18 protein-coding genes and 1 tRNA gene are annotated in these 18,667 nt (G+C 57.7%); 12 read left to right on the forward strand and 7 right to left on the reverse strand.

The annotated features are described in order from the left end of the window. Window positions 1-42: 42 nt before the first annotated feature. The 3 genes from leuD (at window position 43) to V8J82_RS08125 (ending at window position 2,762) form a co-directional block, all read left to right on the forward strand. On the forward strand, window positions 43-648 hold the full coding sequence (gene leuD / locus V8J82_RS08115) for a 3-isopropylmalate dehydratase small subunit (protein ID WP_339974021.1): 606 nt from the start codon (window positions 43-45) through the stop codon (window positions 646-648). A gap of 288 nt (window positions 649-936) precedes the next feature. Next, window positions 937-1,806: a hypothetical protein gene (locus V8J82_RS08120; RefSeq protein ID WP_339974023.1), complete on the forward strand. Its 870-nt coding sequence runs from the start codon at window positions 937-939 to the stop codon at window positions 1,804-1,806. Window positions 1,807-1,853: 47 nt separating this feature from the next. Further along, entirely contained in the window at window positions 1,854-2,762 is a 909-nt protein-coding gene (locus tag V8J82_RS08125) for an endonuclease/exonuclease/phosphatase family protein (RefSeq protein ID WP_339974025.1), read from the forward strand. Here the strand turns inward: V8J82_RS08125 and V8J82_RS08130 are convergent. Further along, a complete protein-coding gene (locus tag V8J82_RS08130; protein WP_339974027.1) occupies window positions 2,759-3,622 on the reverse strand; it encodes a Rossmann-fold NAD(P)-binding domain-containing protein in 864 nt (287 codons plus the stop codon). The two genes, V8J82_RS08125 and V8J82_RS08130, sit on opposite strands and share 4 nt — an antisense overlap. Window positions 3,623-3,716: 94 nt before the next feature. Between V8J82_RS08130 and V8J82_RS08135 the strand changes: the two genes are divergently transcribed. From V8J82_RS08135 to V8J82_RS08155, 5 genes are all read left to right on the forward strand, one after another. Further along, window positions 3,717-4,610: a LysR family transcriptional regulator gene (locus V8J82_RS08135; RefSeq protein ID WP_339974029.1), complete on the forward strand. Its 894-nt coding sequence runs from the start codon at window positions 3,717-3,719 to the stop codon at window positions 4,608-4,610. 57 nt (window positions 4,611-4,667) lie between these two features. Then, window positions 4,668-5,768, forward strand: coding sequence for a 3-isopropylmalate dehydrogenase (gene leuB / locus V8J82_RS08140; RefSeq protein WP_339974031.1), 1,101 nt, complete (start codon window positions 4,668-4,670; stop codon window positions 5,766-5,768). Between the two features lie 6 nt (window positions 5,769-5,774). Then, the gene (locus V8J82_RS08145) at window positions 5,775-6,233 is read left to right on the forward strand and encodes a GNAT family N-acetyltransferase (RefSeq protein ID WP_339974032.1); all 459 of its coding nucleotides are present in this window, start codon (window positions 5,775-5,777) and stop codon (window positions 6,231-6,233) included. A gap of 117 nt (window positions 6,234-6,350) precedes the next feature. Further along, a complete protein-coding gene (locus V8J82_RS08150; RefSeq protein ID WP_339974033.1) occupies window positions 6,351-7,325 on the forward strand; it encodes a DMT family transporter in 975 nt (324 codons plus the stop codon). A gap of 46 nt (window positions 7,326-7,371) precedes the next feature. Further along, a tRNA-Pro gene (locus V8J82_RS08155) sits at window positions 7,372-7,448 on the forward strand. 184 nt (window positions 7,449-7,632) lie between these two features. Here V8J82_RS08155 and V8J82_RS08160 read toward each other — a convergent pair. From V8J82_RS08160 to V8J82_RS08175, 4 genes are all read right to left on the reverse strand, one after another. Then, entirely contained in the window at window positions 7,633-8,547 is a 915-nt protein-coding gene (locus V8J82_RS08160; protein ID WP_339974035.1) for a GntR family transcriptional regulator, read from the reverse strand. A gap of 153 nt (window positions 8,548-8,700) precedes the next feature. Then, window positions 8,701-10,239, reverse strand: coding sequence for a tripartite tricarboxylate transporter permease (locus V8J82_RS08165; RefSeq protein ID WP_339974037.1), 1,539 nt, complete (start codon window positions 10,237-10,239; stop codon window positions 8,701-8,703). 33 nt (window positions 10,240-10,272) lie between these two features. After that, window positions 10,273-10,800 (reverse strand): tripartite tricarboxylate transporter TctB family protein, encoded by a 528-nt coding sequence (locus V8J82_RS08170; RefSeq protein ID WP_339974039.1) that lies wholly within the window; start codon window positions 10,798-10,800, stop codon window positions 10,273-10,275. 67 nt (window positions 10,801-10,867) lie between these two features. Next, complete coding sequence (locus tag V8J82_RS08175) at window positions 10,868-11,833, reverse strand: Bug family tripartite tricarboxylate transporter substrate binding protein (RefSeq protein WP_339974041.1); 966 nt, start codon at window positions 11,831-11,833, stop codon at window positions 10,868-10,870. Between the two features lie 277 nt (window positions 11,834-12,110). Between V8J82_RS08175 and V8J82_RS08180 the strand changes: the two genes are divergently transcribed. From V8J82_RS08180 to rraA, 4 genes are all read left to right on the forward strand, one after another. Beyond that, complete coding sequence (locus V8J82_RS08180) at window positions 12,111-13,196, forward strand: isocitrate/isopropylmalate dehydrogenase family protein (RefSeq protein WP_339974043.1); 1,086 nt, start codon at window positions 12,111-12,113, stop codon at window positions 13,194-13,196. A gap of 85 nt (window positions 13,197-13,281) precedes the next feature. Beyond that, window positions 13,282-13,956 carry an aspartate/glutamate racemase family protein gene (locus V8J82_RS08185; protein ID WP_339974045.1) on the forward strand — a complete coding sequence of 225 codons (675 nt, stop codon included), beginning with the start codon at window positions 13,282-13,284 and terminating at the stop codon, window positions 13,954-13,956. Then, window positions 13,950-15,227 (forward strand): 3-oxo-tetronate kinase, encoded by a 1,278-nt coding sequence (otnK, locus tag V8J82_RS08190; RefSeq protein WP_339974047.1) that lies wholly within the window; start codon window positions 13,950-13,952, stop codon window positions 15,225-15,227. Before V8J82_RS08185 ends, otnK begins: the two co-directional genes overlap by 7 nt. 37 nt (window positions 15,228-15,264) lie before the next feature. After that, window positions 15,265-15,738, forward strand: a complete 474-nt coding sequence (rraA, locus tag V8J82_RS08195; RefSeq protein WP_339974049.1) for a ribonuclease E activity regulator RraA — start codon at window positions 15,265-15,267, stop codon at window positions 15,736-15,738. Window positions 15,739-15,819: 81 nt separating this feature from the next. Here rraA and V8J82_RS08200 read toward each other — a convergent pair whose 3' ends face one another. Then, window positions 15,820-16,806 carry a universal stress protein gene (locus tag V8J82_RS08200; RefSeq protein WP_339974051.1) on the reverse strand — a complete coding sequence of 329 codons (987 nt, stop codon included), beginning with the start codon at window positions 16,804-16,806 and terminating at the stop codon, window positions 15,820-15,822. Next, a complete protein-coding gene (locus tag V8J82_RS08205) occupies window positions 16,803-18,527 on the reverse strand; it encodes a cation:proton antiporter (protein WP_339974053.1) in 1,725 nt (574 codons plus the stop codon). Before V8J82_RS08205 ends, V8J82_RS08200 begins: the two co-directional genes overlap by 4 nt. Window positions 18,528-18,667: the final 140 nt, after the last annotated feature.

The raw sequence follows: 18,667 nt of genomic DNA on the forward strand, positions 1-18,667 counted from the left end.
CGGCTTGAGCGGCTAATCCCAACGCGACCGAAGGAGAGCGCCATGGACAAGTTCACGAAATTGACCGGCATTGCCGCGCCTATGCCCCTGATCAATGTCGACACCGACATGATCATCCCCAAGCAATTTCTAAAGACGATCAAACGGTCTGGCCTTGGCGTGAACCTTTTCGACGAAATGCGCTACGATGATGACGGCAACGAGATTGTCGATTTTGTGCTGAATAAACCCGCCTATCGCGAGGCGCAGATCTTGGTCGCTGGCGATAACTTCGGTTGCGGTTCGTCGCGCGAACATGCACCCTGGGCGCTATTGGACTTTGGCATTCGCTGTGTGATCGCCACCAGCTTTGCCGACATCTTTTTTAACAACTGCTTCAAGAACGGCATTCTTCCAATCGTGCTGCCTCAGGAAGAGGTCGACAAATTAATGGATGACGCCGAGCGCGGAGCCAATGCAGTTGTCACGGTAGATCTGGAAAGCCAGACCATTACCGGACCAGACGGTGGCTCGATCAGTTTTGACGTCGACCCGTTCCGCAAGCATTGCTTGATAAATGGCCTTGATGACATCGGTCTAACGCTGGAAAAAGCAGCGGCTATCGATACGTTTGAAGGCCAGGCAAGCCAAGCGCGGCCCTGGGTCTAGAGCCATCCGCGTCACCACTTAGTGGTGCAATTCAGTGACAGGTTCAGCACTGCTACCTCGCATAAGCGTGCCTGAATACTTGCGAGCTTTGCCTAATCAGGGCAGGACTATGGTGAAATAAGGCCGCGATTGGGAATGATCTGGCGCAAATTGCACAAATTTGGACAGATCAAGCCAGAAAGAAGGCTAAAATCATAACTAAAAGCTTCAACACGAATTGGGGCTAACGCTGAGGTAGCAGCAGTGGTTTATCGGATAGTCAGCGCATGGTTGCGTGCGGCGGTCATCATGGTTGTGATCGCAACACCTTCGCTCTTAATTCCCGGAACAACGACTGAAGGCGCACAAATGGTGACGCTGGTCGCGTTGATCCTAGGTGTCTTTACCGCCATCGAATACGGTGCCCGCTACCCTGGATTGGTTGAATTCCGGGATGCTGCTCCATTTAACCGTGTCCGCGTCATTGCGTTGCTGCTTATGCTGTTTGGGTGCAGCGCAATTGCCGGATTTGATCCAAACGAGTCCACATTGGTCATGGTTATCAGCGCCTTAGGCTTTCTGGTCGGACGGGCGCTTGATTTCGGGATGAGCCCTCTGACCCTGGTTCTTGAGCACCTTCCGCAGGGCGTGAATTCTCGCACAGCGGAACAAGTTCAGGCCATGGCCGGATTGTCGATGCTGATCACACTCATTGCGCTGTTTATCTTCTCCGCCCTGATCCGTCTGGAGCGCTGGCCCAATCGAAACAATCCGTTCAACGTCTGGGTAAATCTGCCCACCTTCGATCCCACTGCCGGCGGAGACGTTATCAAAAGACTAAGACGCGATGGGCAAGTTAACATTATCTTTGGACTTTTCGCGCCATTTGTCATTCCAGTGGTGGCGGTCATGGGGGCGAACCAATTGCAGGTCCCGGTGCTGGCATCGCCGCATACGATGGTTTGGGCAATTGTAATATGGATGTTTCTCCCCCTCAGCCTTGTCATGCGCGGGCAAGCGATGCTGCGGATCTCCAACATGATCCGGGCGCGGCGGGCACGGCTGGTTGCGGGCCTCAACGGCGACCAGCCAGTCGATATCTCGGCAAGTGCTGTCGCCAGATCGCGGCAAGCCTGGTCGTGGTCTGCCTTGCTGCCCCGGCGCTGGCGGACTCAATAAGGCTCGCCACCTTTCACACATCGCTTTCCGGGCGCGGACCCGGTGTAATGCTGCAGGACATCATTCGCGGGGATGAGTCTGCCCCTGCGAGCCTGGATATTATTTTAAACGCCAATGCCGACATCCTCGCATTGCAGGATTTCGACTATGACGGTGGTGGTTCCGCTGTCACAGCCCTGCGCACCGCATTGTTCGATCGCGGTCTTGATTACCCCCATTTCGTCTCGTTGCGGCCCAATACCGGGCGTCCCACAGGTTTTGACCTGGACGGGGACGGACGTAATGATTTAGCGCGCGATGCCCATGGATATGGGCGATTCAGCGGGGCTGGCGGTATGGTTTTGCTATCGCGCTATCCGATTGGTGCAATACGCGATTTCTCCGAGCTGCTTTGGCGTGACCTACCCGAGTCTCGCGCCGCTGAGGTGACTGCGCCAGATGCGCTAGAGGTCCTACGACTACATACCGTGGGCGCCTGGGACGTCGAGGTCATGGCGCCAGCAGGACCGATTCATATCCTGATGTCTCACGCAACGCCGCCCGTTTTCGACGGGCCCGAGGATCGGAATGGGTTGCGCAACGCCGATGAGCTGCGGTTCTGGTCGCTCTACCTGGACGGCTGGACGCCAGAAGGCACCAGCTTTGTCGCGGCGCATTTCGCGGTGTTGGGCACGTTCAATGTTGATCCTGATCGGGGAGAAGGGCTGCGCCGCGGGATAGATGCGCTGTTGAGACATCCCGCGTTGCAAGACCCGCGGCCCACAGGCGCCGGTGGCCTTGCGACCGCCGATTGGGAGGACCCAGTTCCAGGCGATCTAAGGGTTGACTACATTCTGCCTGCAACCGTTCTGAATGTGGTCGACAGCGGCGTTTTATGGCCGGAGGACGGCGCCCGGGCCGAGACCGCAGCAGAGGCCTCGGACCACCGATTGGTATGGGTCGACGTGCAATTTTAAGTCAAATCGGCCAACGCGCGCCTTAAAGCGTCGTGCAGCGGCGTTCGCTGACGCTCAGGTACCCATTTGGCCAATTCCGCGCCATCCACGCTATGGGGCGTGTTCCAAAGATAGCGCATCTCAAGCAGATATTTGGCCTCTTGCCAAAACGGGCGCGCCAATTTGATCGGCAGCCAAGCCATGGATTTGCCGCGCAATGGACGGCCAAGAACTTGGGACATCGCGGTCACCAACTCTGTGCCTGTCAGATTGTAGCCATCAAACGGCAGGTCCAAGAACTCTGGCAGGTCTTCGGGGTGATTGGCTAGTCGTACAAGCGTATCGGTCATATCCGGCAGGTAAGCCCAAGCATGGCACACCTGCATGTCGCCGGGATACGTCACAACCCCAGACGCCACCTTTTTGGCGATAATCCGGTCAAACCAACTTCCCGAGGCTTTGGTATCCAAGAAGTCGCCACCGCGCAGGACAACGGTTTTCACACCGCTCTGACGATACGCATCTTCAAGGTCGCGCCGCAACCTACCGAGCGGATTCTGCGCAAGATGCGGCGTCTCGCGGGTCAGAATTGGCGGCATGTTCGCGCCATACACATAGATGTTTCCAGGAATAAACACGCGGGCACCGCTGGCCCGCGCGGCCTTGATCACCTGTTGGGTGAGGCCCGGAACAACCTTCGCCCATTCGGCATAGAGCGGGTTCCAGGCGTTCACGATGATATCGGCCCCCATAGCCGCATCGTTCAGATCATCACGGTTTCGATTGAACCGACGAATGGTCCAACCGGACCTTTCTAACGCGTTGGCAGCATTGCGACCGAACCGGCCAGAGGCGCCGAGGATCAAGGCAGTTCTAGGCATGGAACTCTCCCAAAAGACAATATCTGTGCTGATATGGGCATCTCGTATATGAATGGATATTGCTGAATAATGGAAATATGATATTCATTTATGAATGGATATGCCGGATGATTTGGATTGGGCGCATATGCGCGCGGTGCTTGCCGTGGCCGAAGCCGGTTCGCTCTCTGCCGCAGCGCGCCAGAGTGGGCAAAGCCAGCCAACCCTTGGCCGCCACGTGCGCGCGGCAGAGGACGCATTTGGACAACCTTTGTTTCAACGGCATCAGCGAGGATTGTCCCCCACGTCGTTCTGCGAACGCATTCTGCCCTTCGCCCGCGAGATGCGAGACAACATGCGCCGATTGTCCCTGGTCGCCGCCGGGCAACAGCCGACCTTGGCCGGTCGGGTCCGGCTTACAGCCTCGATCTTCGTCACGACGCATATTTTGCCGCCGATCCTCGCTCGAATCCGCGAGGAATATCCGCAAATCAAACTGGATGTGGTGGCCAGCGATACGACCGAGAACCTGCTATTCCATGAAGCAGACATCGCGCTGCGCATGTATCGACCCAACCAACTGGATATGATCACGCGGCATTTGGGGGACCTGCCGCTGGGGCTCTATGCCGCCGACAGCTATCTTGCGACAAACGGAACGCCCGCGAAGCCCGAAGACATCTACGATCACGCGATGGTTGGCTATGACCGCAACGATCAGATCATTCTTGGAATGCGACATCTGGGATTTAACGTCGACCGCGATTTCTTTGTGACCTGTACCGACAACCAAGTGGCCTATTGGAACTTCGTCGCGGCAGGATGTGGCATCGGGATCGGCCAATGCGCTGTCGCGGATCGGACGCCTGGCGTCTCACGCATCCTGCCGGACATGCGATTGCCGGTCTTGCCTGTTTGGCTGACCGCGCATCCTGCTCTGCGGCATCAACCGCGCATCGATGCAGTTTGGCGCGCGTTGCATCGCGCGATTGCCCCGTTGCTTTCTTGACGCCCCCAGAGCCGCAAGATACCGCAGGCGCGACAAGCTGATAGAGGGATCCAAATCATGACCGACCGTTCACTGCTTATTCTGCCCGGCGACGGGATCGGCCCCGAAGTGATGGCCGAAGTGCGCAAGGTCATTGATTGGTTCGGCTCGGCCCGCGGGATCGGATTCACCGTGTCCGAAGGGTTGGTCGGCGGCGCATCTTACCATGCCCACGGCACGCCTCTGACCGATGAGACGATGGCCCAGGCGCAACACGTAGACGCCGTTCTTCTGGGTGCCGTTGGTGGCCCGGCCTATGACGATCTGGATTTCAGCGTGAAACCCGAACGTGGGCTTCTGCGTCTGCGCAAGGAAATGGACCTCTACGCCAATCTTCGCCCGGCCCAATGCTTTGACGCTTTGGCCGATTTTTCGTCTCTAAAGCGCGATGTCGTGTCGGGTCTGGATATCATGATCCTGCGTGAATTGACCTCTGGCGTCTATTTCGGCGAGCCGCGTGGCATCCACAAAGAAGGCAATGAACGCGTCGGCGTGAACACGCAGCGCTACACCGAGTCCGAAATCGCCCGCGCCGCACGCTCGGCGTTCGAACTGGCTCGCCGCCGCAATAACAAGGTCTGCTCGATGGAGAAGGCCAATGTGATGGAATCCGGCATCCTATGGCGCGATGTCGTGAACGAGGTCCATGCCGCAGAATATGGCGATGTAGAGCTGAGCCACATGTATGCCGATAACGGCGCGATGCAGTTGGTGCGCGCGCCCAAACAGTTCGACGTGATCCTGACCGACAACCTGTTCGGCGACATCCTCAGCGATTGTGCCGCGATGCTGACCGGTTCTCTCGGGATGCTGCCATCTGCCAGCCTCGGCGCACCTATGGAAAACGGTCGGCCCAAGGCGCTGTATGAACCCGTCCATGGCTCAGCGCCAGATATCACGGGCCAAGGCAAGGCCAACCCGATCGCCTGTATCCTCAGCTTTGCCATGGCGCTGCGCTATTCCTTCGACCTCGGCGATGAGGCGAGCCGCCTGGAGATGGCTGTGGAACAGGTTCTTGCGGACGGCGCCCGCACTGCCGATCTGATGGGCCCCGACGGCGGCACGCCGATCAGCACGTCAGAGATGGGCGACGCGATCATCGCGAAGCTCGCGGCGTAACTTGCCATGATCCAGGTGCGCGCATTCGGGCCAGGTCAGGAAGATGCCTTCCTTACTTTGTACCGAGCGTGCTTGGATCACTACAAAGTCGGCCCGGCCCGACCAGAGATCGAAGCCGAAATCCTAGACGATCTGCACGCAACTCGGGGTATGTCGGCCGATCTTGCCTTCCACGATGGGCGGGCGATTGGATTTTCAACCTGGGTGAAGGTTTATCCGGCGGCCAATGGCATCGCGCTTTATCTCAAAGAGCTATTTGTGATTGCCGAGGCGCGGGGTCTTGGTGCTGGAAAAGCGCTGATGGGCAACCTTGTGCAGACCGCTGATCAGGTTGGCGCGGTTCGACTGGATTGGGGCAGCTTCCAACCCGAGGCGTTGAAGTTCTACGATACGCTGGGCGCGACCCGCGAGGAAAAGGTCCATTTCAGTGTGAAGCGGCACGATTTCGACCGCTTCATGCAGTAGCGTTTGGCCAGCACTGCAAGTTCGACAATCCTGACCGATACGGCAGGTCACAAAACACACTTGCAGGTTGTGCGGCGACACGTATGGCTATGGTGACCCAATAGCCGGATATGACGCGTGTCTACGAATCTCCGCGGCCCCCTCTTGGCCTTGCTCGCCTTCGGTATTTTCGCGACCCATGATGTGGTTGTGAAGTATCTAGGCGGTGTTTATTCGCCGTTTCAGATCGTTTTCTTCTCGGTTGTGTTCGGGTTTCCGATCATCACATTCACGCTGCTGCGCGATGCGACCGAAGCGAATCTGCGCCCGACCCATCCTTGGTGGACGGCGATGCGCACTTTCGCGGCGGTCGTCACCGGCTTCTGCGCCTTCTATGCATTCAGCGTTTTGCCTCTGGCACAGACCTACGCCATTCTTTTCGCATCACCCCTGTTGATCACATTGCTGGCAATCCCGATGCTGGGCGAAAAGGTCGGCTGGCGTCGCGGGGCCGCCGTGGTCGTGGGATTGGCTGGCGTGATCGTAGTGCTACAGCCCGGCACGACGGAGCTGTCGCTTGGCCACGCCGCAGCCCTTGTGGCCGCCTGTGCTGGCGCCTTCGCCTCTTTGGTGGTGCGCAAGATTGGCCGCGATGAACGCCCGGTCGTTCTGATCCTCTATCCGATGATGGCGAACTTCGTTTTGATGGGGGCTGCCATGCCGTTCGTTTACGAGCCGATGCCGGTTCAAGATATGGGCGCCCTGGTGGTCGTGGCCGTCTTTGCCTTGGCGGGCACCAGCTGCCTGATCCTCGCCTACCGGTTGGCACCAGCGGTCCTGGTGGCGCCCATGCAATATTCGCAGATTCTGTGGGCGACCCTCTACGGCCTGCTTCTGTTTGACGAAAGCATCGAAAGCCCGACGCTCATTGGCTCGGCAATCATCGTCGCGTCAGGAATATACATTGTCTTGCGGGAGGGCAGCGGCGGCAAATCGACAACCACGCCCGTGCTGCGCACGCGGTCGCGGCTTGGCACACCAGGCGCACCACGCGTGGCGCCGTTCCTATCCGAAGAATCCCGCGGCCCGGTGCCTCCAGATCAACAGGATTGACCCTCTTGCCAAGACCCGCGCCCAAGGCTATCCCGCCATGCACGGTCGGAGTGTAGCTCAGCCTGGTAGAGCACTGTCTTCGGGAGGCAGGGGTCGTGAGTTCGAATCTCGCCACTCCGACCAAGAGATCAGCCTATTTTTGTTCGCGCATTGCCAAGCGAAGTCGTCCGATCCGGCAACGTTTCAGTTGTGAGTGGTGTTTGAGCTTCTTTGCCTTGCCGTTACCATATGATGACATTTAAGATCTCTGCGGCATCTTACACAATTTCTCAGAAACGCTCCGCAGGGCACACCGATCTCAAAGTGACTATTGCGAGGGCTTTCTGGCATCTGCGGCCCAAGTCCAGGCAATTGGCGATTTTCGCTTCAAGGCGCCACTGAGATGCTTCCGCATCTTGTGGGACGCATCCAGATTGTCACCGGCCTCCAGCAGATCGAGGATTTCAATGTGCTCGGTACATTGCTCGATCAGACGGTCGTGATTCACTTCCGCGCGATATTCCATCAGCCGACGCATGCGGTTGACCCGTTGCAGCGCCATCAAAAAGAACGGGTTGCCGGAGAGCTTGATCAATTCCTCATGGAAGATCGCACCGTTTTCCAACAGGGATTCAGCCGGCACGGCGCTGAAATCCATATCCAGCATCGCCTCTTGGATACGCCGCTGCTCGGCCAGGATCCTTCGATCCAACTCGAATGACGGTTCAAGCATCGCGGCAGGTTCGATCGCCATGCGAAAGCGGTAGATTTCGTCAAACGCTTCAGGCGTGTTGGCCACCGGCAGAAAGCGCCAGCCATAGCCTTCCTTGCGCTCGATCCACCCTTCACGCGCGGCGCGAACCAGAACCTCACTGGTCCGGGCCTTCGTCCACCCATACTGCTGCCGCAAGAATTGCTCCGTCACCTCTTCCGGCAAGCGGTTGATTAGCCAATCTTCGGCCAGCTTATGGTAATCGTCGTCGGCAGAATTTGGTTGCGCATCAAGCGCTTCATTCATAGCCGCGATATCGGCCTCTGCCACGAAGAAGCCGCGATTGGCTTCCCGCACCAAAAACCCGCTGGTCTCAAGTAGGCTCATCGCCTCTCGAACCGGGGTGCGTGACACGCCATATCGATCCGCAAGCTGCTGCGCACCGAGATGTTGACCAGAGGAAATGCCGCCCGACGCGATGTCCTGCAACAGACGCTTCGAGATCCGTTGAGCAAGATCGCTTGTTCGCATAGCCGAGGGCACCTTTTGTTCGATCGCTTGGCCAAGGGAGCGGCGTGTCCCCCTGCCCGCTGGCGTTAGAATTGCACCAAGACTTCAAATGCGTAAGGCGTTTCGCGCAATTTTTCCATCGTCCTTGCAACATCGCGCCAAGTGTCCTCGTTCCTACATCGCGTTCCGATCTGCCGCAGCCTTTCCCCGCTTGGCCCGGTTGAGCGCCGCGAGGCCGATGGGAACAAAGATCACAGCCAGCAGAATGAGAGACAAGACGAGAGAGACCGGGCGATCCCAGAACAAGCTCATCGTGCCTTGAGAGATAATGTAGGTCTGCAAAAAGGTTTCTTCCGCCATCGACCCAAGCACCAATGCCAGAACCGTGGCGGCGGGTGAGTAGCCGTATTTCTTCATCGCGAAACCAATCAGTCCGCTGCCCACGAGGATCCAGGTTTCAACAATGCTGGCGTTGATCGCAAAGGCGCCGATCACGCAGAGCAAGACGATGACCGGCACGACATTCACGTAGGAGATATCGAGGAACTTGACGAAAAGCGGAATGGCAAAAATACTCATCGCGATCAGGATCATGTTGCCCAGATACATGCTTGCGATCAGACCCCAGACGAATTCGGGATCATTTACGATGAGCAAAGGGCCAGGCTGCAAGCCCCACATCAGGAATGCGCCCAGAAGAACCGCCGTTGCCCCTGAGCCGGGGATGCCCAGCGACAGGAGCGGCACCATGGCCCCGGCCGACGCGGCGTTGTTGGCGGCCTCCGGCGCCACCAGCCCCCGCATCTCGCCCTTGCCGAACTTTTCAGGATCTTTTGCGATCTTCTTTTCAACCGAATAGCCGATGATCGAGCCAAGCGTTGCGCCGGACCCCGGCAAGACGCCAGCGATGAAGCCGATGGCCGAGCCACGCCAAAACGTCCAGCGAGAGTCGTGATAGTCGTTCTTGGACGGCCAAAACTCCTTGTCTCGAAAGCTGATCCGCAGCCGTTTGGCAGGTTGACGGTGCTGGCCGTTGAAAATGCAGTGCAGCAACTCGCCAATGCCAAAAAGGCCGATGGCAACAGCTACGAAGTAAACACCGCCGATGAGCTCGGGAGAACCGAACGTGTAGCGTTGCTGACCGCTCATCACATCGACGCCGACCGTGCCAACCGCAAAGCCGATGAGCGCCGAGATAAATCCTTTGAATTTATTGTCACCCATCATCGTGGTCAGCATCAACAAACCGACTGCAATGATTAGAAAGTATTCCGACGGACCGAACGAGGCCGCGAAATTCGCCAGCGATGGCGCCAAGGCAGTGATCAAAATAACGCCGATGGTGCCACCGAAAAATGACGCGACCGCCTGCATCACCAGCGCCGGACCGGCACGGCCCTTTTGCGCTAGAGGATAACCGTCAATGGTCGAGGCGACGGTCGCCGATTCCCCCGGCGTATTGATCAGGATTGACGTAATCGTGCCGCCATACATCGACCCGTAGTAGATGCCCGCTAACATGATGATGGCGATGGTCGGCTCCAATCCGAAGGTCATCGGAATCAATACCGCGATACCTGCGGCAGGCCCAAAGCCTGGAAACAGACCCACGATCATACCCAAGAAGGCGCCGATAACCAGGAATAAGAACCCCTGCGGCGATGCCGCGATGCTAAGGCCCAGAGAGAGGTTTGAGACGATGTCAGCCAGCATGGTGCTTGTCCTTTCAAGCGAACGGTTTTCGCTTCAGAAGCCCAAAGGGCCGGTCGGCAGGGATGCGTTGAGTAGAATTTTGAACAGCCCGTAGAGGAAACCAGGCAATGCCAGGCTGTAGAGAAGGTTGCTGACCACATGCGGCCGGTTAAACGTGAAGAGAAAGGCGAGCATGAACAGCACCATCGCAATCAGGGCGCCCACTAGGTTCATGATCGCGACGAACACGCAGATATAGACGAAGACGATCGCAACATCGCGACCGAATTCGGGGCCGCCATCGATGGCGTGGGCATCGACACCGAACGTATCGGCCTTTGCTTCGGCCTCCGGGTCCGCCTGATGGATCGGAGCCACGCCGCTCTGGCGTTCTTTCATCCAGTCCCGCGCATCTCCCCAAAGGTTTATGGCGCAGGAGATGACCAGAAGCACCCCGACAACCAACGGAAAGAAACCGGCCGCGGGCCGACCCGATGACGTCAGCAACGTCAGGGTACTAAGCCCGTAAAATGTGTACCCGAGCGCCAAAAGCAAAAGAGTTGCCGCAAACCACTTTTTCATCGGACCTCCCCTCCGAAGCAGGATGATGATGCAGGCACCCTCGGGCGCCCGCATCGCTTTGCTTGAGCTATTCTTCGATGGCGCCGATTTCGATCAGCGTGGCACGGTATTGGGTGCTTGTTTCTTCAAGGTAGGATGCGAATTCATCGCCCCAGATTGGGTTACCTGACATCCCGTTGGCCGCCAGATAATCCTGCCATTCCGGCGTCTCGATCACCTGTTGCAGGGTCGAAATCCACCATTGTTGAACATCTGGATCCAAGTCTGCCGGCATCACTACGCCCCGCGGCAGAGAGAAGCTGAAATCGTAGCCGAGCTCCATGAATGTGGGCACATCTGGATTGTTGGTGCTACGCGCGGAATCCGAGAATGCCAAGGCCGACAACGTGCCTGCCTCAAGCTGACCGGCGACCTCCGAAGGGTTCGCAACAACCGCGTCCACGCTGCCCGAGGTCAGCGCCGTCACCAATTCACCGCCAGAGCCAATCGGCACATATTCGAATTCGATATCCGCGGCCTGTGCAAAGAGCGCAGCTGTGACCCGTTCGGGACCAGCAGAGCCACTGCCCGCAATCGTCACACGACCGGCATTGGCCGCCTCAACAAAGGCATCCACGCTGTCGAACTCGGAATCCGAGCGCACGACAAGAAGCATCGCATCACTGGCCAACAGCCCAATCGGTGTGAAGTCGGCATAGTTCCAATCGGTATCGGCAACGAGAGGCGTCCCGATGAAGTTCCCGCTGGTGGATGTCAAACGATAGGGATCGCCCGCCTGACGTGCGACATAGCTGAACCCAACGGCCCCGCTTCCGCCTTCGCGGTTCTCTACAACGATGTCCCCGGCATACAGATCGTAGGTGCGCAAAATGTCGACAACCGTCCGCGACATCCGGTCGTTCCCGCCACCTGGACCAAATGCAATCGTATAGGTCAATCGTTCTGACGGATAATCGTCAGCACTTGCGGGCATAGCCGCGGCGGACGTGACTGCAACAGCGGCCAGAGCCACAAAGGTTCGACGCATGATCATAGTATCCTCCCTTAGATCACTTTGCATTTTTGATTTGTGCAGTGCATTAGTCTAATAAATTGCATGATGTCAATCATAAATGCAATCTTGGCTTTTTCGTTATGAATATTGTCCATAGCCTTTATTTTATAGTGATATTCGTGATGACGTCAGAGACTCTGGCTACCAAAGCCAGCGACAAGCAACGAAAACTTTCTATTGATGATTGCTTTTTAATATCTTAAAGGCCAACTATAGATGCTGTGAACGGCGTAGCAAACTGGGAGGATGTTCAAAGATGAAGCTGATGGTATTGCCGTGTGACGGTATCGGCCCCGAGATCATGGCCGCCACCCTTGACGTTGTAGAGGCCGCCAATGCGCGCTTTGACTTGGGCATCACATTTCATGAGGAAGATGCCGGTTTCGTCAGTCTCAAAAAACATGGCATCACCCTGAGGGAAGAGGTCTTGGATCGCGCGCGTACTCAATTTGACGGCGTGATTTTGGGAACCCAATCGCACATGGATTACCCCCCTGTGGCAGAAGGCGGGCGGAATGTGTCTGCCGGTTTCCGCATTGGGCTCGACCTCTATGCAAATGTACGCCCGGCCCGCAGCCGCGACTTCCTGGACAACAAAGCAAACGGCATGGATCTGGTCATCATGCGCGAGGCGACCGAAGGCTTTTACCCCGACCGCAACATGTTCAAAGGCGTGGGTGAGATGATGCCTGATCCCAACATGGCGTTGTCCGTGCGCAAAATCACGCGGCACGGATCGATGCGGATTTGTCGTGAAGCGTTCAAGCTTGCCATGCAACGCAAGAAGAAGGTTGCCGCCATACACAAGGCGAATTCCTTCCTGATGACCGATGGTTTGTTTCTGGACTGCTTCCGCAACGTTGCGAAGGACTATCCCCAAGTCGAGACAGAGGAACTGATCGTCGATGCGTTTGCGGCGTTGCTGGTCCGCAAGCCCGAGACCTACGATGTGGTTGTCGCCACGAATTTCTACGGCGACATCCTGTCCGACTTGGCCTCGGAGCTATCAGGGTCTTTGGGCCTTGCAGGTTCGATCAACGCAAATGCGGAAACTGGTCTATGCTGTGCGCAGGCACAACATGGATCGGCACCCGATATCGCAGGCAAGAACGTGGCCAATCCGACATCTTTGATCCTATCGGCGGCAATGATGCTGACTTGGCTGGGTGAGCAACGCACCAACCCACAATTGATCGCCGCCGGTCAAGCGATTGCCGAAGCAGTCGATGCCGTGATCGACGATCCCGCCAAGCGTACCAGTGATCTGGGCGGCACGATCAATACCGACACATTTGGCCGCTTTGTGGCGGATACCGTCGCCCGTGAGGCGGTGGCGGCCTGAGTTTCTCCCCCGGACGTTTCGTCCGGTCAAAGGGTGGCGTCACCTTCGAGCGGCGCCACCCCCCAATTCAACAGCACCGGACATCATGCCAAGGATTGCTCTCATCCACGCGACAAGGGTCGCCATCGCGCCGATCGAAGCAGCCGCAAAAGCGCATTGGCCCGAGGCGGAGACCATCTCGATCATGGAAGAGGGTCTCTCTGTGGATCGCCAAAAATCCGGCGATCTGTCTTTGGAACTCTGGGATCGCATCATCGGCCTTGCGCGATATGCCGAAAGTGCGGGATCTGACGCCATTCTGTTCACCTGCTCAGCCTTTGGTCAGGCGATCGACGACGCGGCAGAAGACAGCCTGATACCCATCATGAAACCCAACCAGGCGATGTTTAACGCTGCATTCGGCTACGGTGATCGGATCGCCATGATCTACACCTTTCCACCTGCCGCTGCGGGTATGGAAGACGAGTTCAAGACGGCTGCCGCATCGAAAGGCAGCAAGGCTGTGTTGACTTCGTATTTCTGTGCGGGCGCTCTGGATGCCAAGCGGGCAGGAGATGTGGTCACCCATGACCGATTGATCGCCGAGACTGCAGAACAGATCCCCGAGGCTGACGTCATCATGTTGGCACAGTTTTCCATGGCGAGCGCCGCCGATGCGGTGCTTCGCCGGATCACGACCCCGGTCCTGACCAGCCCAGAAGCCGCCATCACCGAGATTCGCCGCCGCGTTGAAACCATGCAAAGGCGCCAAATATGCTGATCGGGGTTATTGCAGATGATTTCACCGGCGCCAGCGATATCGCAAACACACTCGCCAAAGGGATCTCCCCCGAGGGCGGCTTAAGAACCGCTCAATTCGCGGGTGTTCCAGACCGGTCGGCACCCGGCGACGTCGATGCGGGTGTGGTGTCCCTCAAAAGCAGGACAGCGCCCAAGGACGCCGCCGTTGCCGATAGCATCACGGCGCTCAACTGGCTTTTGGCGCAGGGCTGTCGACAGATCGTTTTCAAATATTGCTCGACCTTCGACTCCACCAAAGGCGGCAATATCGGCCCCGTTGCCGAGGCGCTGGCAGACGCACTCGACGCGCGCCGTGTCATCTTCTGCCCCGCATTTCCCACCACCGGGCGAACCGTTTATCAGGGGCACCTTTTTGTCGGGGACCAACCCTTACACGAATCCGGGATGGCCCGGCATCCACTTACACCAATGACAGATCCGGACATTCGACGTTGGTTAGGTCATCAGACGCTTGAACCTGTCGGTCATTTGCCTCTCATGGATGTCACGAAGGATCCGGAAACCATTCGTCAGGCTTTGGAGCGGATCGGCCACCGATTTGTCGTTGCAGACGCCATTTCGGATCAGAACCTGCTGGATCTCGGCACGGTCTTGGCGGACGCCCGGCTGATCACTGGCGGTTCAGGCATCGCCCTGGGTCTGCCGCGCAATATACTGCGGGCGGGGTCTGTCCCGGCACGCGATCCTCATTTTCGTCCAATCGTGGGACCTGAGGCTGTTCTTGCCGGATCTTGCTCGGGCGCGACCCGTGGTCAAATCGATCGTCATGCAAAACGACATCCGACATTTGCGATCGACGTGCCAGGTGTGATGCGTGGCGATATCACAGCGAATACGCTAATTGATTTCTATCGCGCACATGAGGGGAACGCGCCGCTGGCCTATTCATCCGGATCGCCGGATGACGTGCGAGCGTTCCAGACGGAATTCGGTCGCGACCAGGTGGCAGACAAGCTCGACGCACTTTTCGCTGAAACGGCGGTGCAACTTGCAAAGCACGGCTATCGCCGGATTGTGGTTGCAGGCGGCGAAACCTCGGGCGCAGTGGCGCAAGCGCTATCAGGCGCACTTGGCGCACCTGCCATGGCGATAGGCCCCGAGATTGATCCAGGTGTGCCGATCCTAAGCCTCGGATCAAACAACACGGTCGCCTTGGCGTTGAAATCAGGGAATTTCGGGACCCCGGACTTCTTCGCAAAGGCGCTGCGAATGATGGAGATTGGAACATGACGTTTTGCACAGGCCGATTTCATAGGATTTGACCATCATGAAAACCGCCGATCTGATCGATAAACATGCCGCTGAGCTGAAGCTCATTCACCTTCCGTTTCGCAGTTTTGGCGCCAAACACAGCTTTGCCGGGCCAGCTCAAACCGTGAAATGCTTTGAGGACAATACATCGATACGCGCAGAACTGGAAACACCTGGCGAGGGCCGCGTTCTGGTCGTTGATGCAGGTGGGTCCACGCGTATCGCGGTGATGGGCGACATTCTTGCCGCGCTTGCGATCCGGAACAATTGGGTGGGTGTCGTGATAAACGGTGCGATCCGCGATAGCGCGGAGATCGCTATGATGGATATGCTGGTTTTCGCGCTTGCCACATCGCCAGTAAAAAGCGCGAAGCACGGTTTCGGTAAAGTGGGCGACATCATCGATATCGGTGGAGCCAATGTCGCGCCCGGTATGTGGGTCTATGCAGATCCCGATGGCGTGCTGGTCAGTCAACAGAAGCTAGCCTGAACCACGTCTTGCAGGCGCCGTCTTCATGGTTGAGGACGTTATGGGGGCCGGATTTGGCATCGCGCCAAACGCCAGCCCCGGTCATCTGGCCAATGGGCTGACGAATCCGCTGGGCTTCACGGCAAGCACCGGGCATTCGAGGCTGTTGATGATATTCTCTGCCGTGTTGCCGATAAACACACCGCTCAAGCCTGTGCGCGCAACCGTCCCCATGACAACAACGTCGGCTTGAATATCGCGACTTTGGTCTTTGATCACTTGTTCAGGCGCCCCGCGTACCAGGCGTGTGACCAGCTTGGCGCCACCTGTTGAGGCCTTGGTCTCAGACACCTCGCGCATAAGACCACGCATTGCCTCTTGGCGCTCACCCAGAACCTCATTCACATACGCATCTGCGGCGATACGAGCGCCTTCGGTCGCGGAAAAGGCCCAGACCATCCCTTCGCCAATCGCGTCCCAAGCATGCAACACAACGATCTCGGCGTCGCTTGTCGGCGCAACATTGCGCGCCACGTCGATGACCTGTCGATTAAGCGATGCCAGGGTGTCAGGCTCGGCCGCATGCCAGGCATCCACATCCACGGCGGCCAGAATACGACGTGGGATTGGCTTGGCGGTCGGCGTCTGCAGCCAAACCGGACAGGGGCATTTGCGCAGCAAATGCTGATCTGTGCTGGTGTAAAGGAACCGATGCATCCCGGTCAGAGGTTCGGCGGTCTTGACCACAAAATCGGTGCCCGTCGACAACACATGCCGGATCACCTCGATAAAGCGTTTTCCAGTCCGTAGATGCAACTCAATCGCGCGACCAGGCAGATATGTATCCAAAACGGCTTGGATATCTGCACGCCGCCGCGCTTGCATGGCGCGTAACAAGTCGGTTGGCGATCGATTGGACAGCCGCGCAAGCACTTCGATGTCATCGGGTGGCTCGAGGCAAACAAAGACGTCAAGCCTAGCATCGTGCAGATCGGCCAGTGCCGCCGCGCTTTGCACTGCGATGTGATCCATGTCCTCATTCATGACGGCCAGGATACGGCGGGGTCGCGCACCAACAGATCCGGTCATACGGAAAGCTCCTTCTGGCCGTCAGGGTCAACCGCCACGGTCTCTGGAGCATGGGAGTCGCCCACAATCATCCGCGCCGCTGCGAACGCAGCATCGCGATAGGGCATCAGAACCAAATCTGCCGTTGACGCTGCCAATCTCTCGGCCGTGATCTCGCGATGAGCCGCGACGGCGATCTTTCCGCGATAGTCAAAGTCGCGTGCCGCCCGCAATAGCGCATGGCGCGGATCATCATGGGTCACTCCGGTGTCGTGCTCCGGCACCGCGAGCACCAGCCAATCGGCATGGCTCAGCGGCAAATGTGCCAAAAACTCAGGATCGGTCGCATCGCCAAACACGGTGTCATATCCTTGATCGCGGGCGTAGCGGACCGCTTGAGGGCTGAAATCGACACCTAGGACCCGCTTTCCGCTGTCGCGAAGCTCGTGGGCAATCCCCAGACCATAGCGCCCCAAGCCGAACACGATCACATCGTGGGGCTGATCAGCCTCGGGGCCGCTGTCGGGCTCTGCCCCCGTGCGACGCCGTTCGAAGATGCCCAGCACCGGCTCGAAAACACTATAAAGCTGGTGCGAAAAGGTGATCATGTAGGTCGAGGCGGCTATGGTCACCAAACCGACAAGCGTAACAAGGCCAAGCGCCTCATCCGCCACATGGCCAATAGCGACACCCATCGCCATGAAAATCAGGGAAAACTCACTGATCTGCGCCACGGTCAACCCGGCCAGAAATCCGGTGCGCTTGCGATATCCCATGGCCCCCATGATCACGAGAACGATCAGTGGGTTGCCGATCAGCACAAACAGCGACAGCAGCAAAGCTGGCCCCACGCTCGCGCCAAGAACCGAAAGATCCAACGATGCGCCGAGGGCAATGAAGAAAAACAAAAGCAGGAAATCGCGCAGCGAGGCGAGCCGCGCCGCTATTGCCTCGCGAAACGGGGTCGAGGCCAGTGAAACACCGGCCAGCAACCCGCCAAGTTCTTTCCCGAAACCAAGGTAGTGCCCAACCGCCGCCAGCAAAGCCGCCCAACCGATGGCAAATGACACCAACAGTTCCGGCGCGCGAGAAAGACGTTCGACCAGCGGATCGGCGACATAGCGGATGAAAAAGACGACAAAGGCGAGCATGCCCAGCCCATAGCTCAGCACCAGCAGCACATCCGCCCAAGCGCCCTCTCCCTCAGCCGCACTGCCAACGCCGATGGCAGATAGCGAGATCATTGCAATGACAACCACGATGTCTTGAACGATCAGAAAGCCCAGCGCGATCCGACCATGCAGCGCGTCGATCTCGCGTTTGTCGGACAGAAGTTTGACGATGATGATCGTTGAAGAAAATGTCAGCGCAATCGCCACATAGAGTGCGGTGCGTGCGTCAAACCCAAGCGCAAGTGTGATGATAAAGCCGAAAACCGTCGTGAACAAAACCTGCCCAAGCCCGGTGACCAAGGCAACGGGCCCCAGCGTGCGGACAAGGTTGAAATCGAGTTTCAGACCAACAAGGAACAGCAGGACGGCGATCCCTAGTTCGGCCAACAAGTCGATCTGTTCATCTGAGCGGGCAATATTCAAGACGGACGGACCGGCGATGATGCCCAAGGCGATGAAACTAACGATCAGGGGCTGGCGCAGCAGCAGGCCCACAAATCCGATACCCGCAGCCAGCACCAGCAGCGCCGCAATTTCATAGAAGAGGTAGCCTTCGATCGCGGCGGTCATGCATCGGCCTTTGTTTTGAACGTTCCTATCGAACGTCAGGGCTGCCCGCGTTTCGGCGGGGAAAATTTGCATACCGTCTTTGGTTAATACTAGTGACGGAGGACCTTGATTGCGAGTGGGGATCGACCGATTTTCCAGGA

The organism is Gymnodinialimonas mytili (assembly GCF_037544085.1).
Lineage (GTDB): Bacteria > Pseudomonadota > Alphaproteobacteria > Rhodobacterales > Rhodobacteraceae > Gymnodinialimonas > Gymnodinialimonas mytili.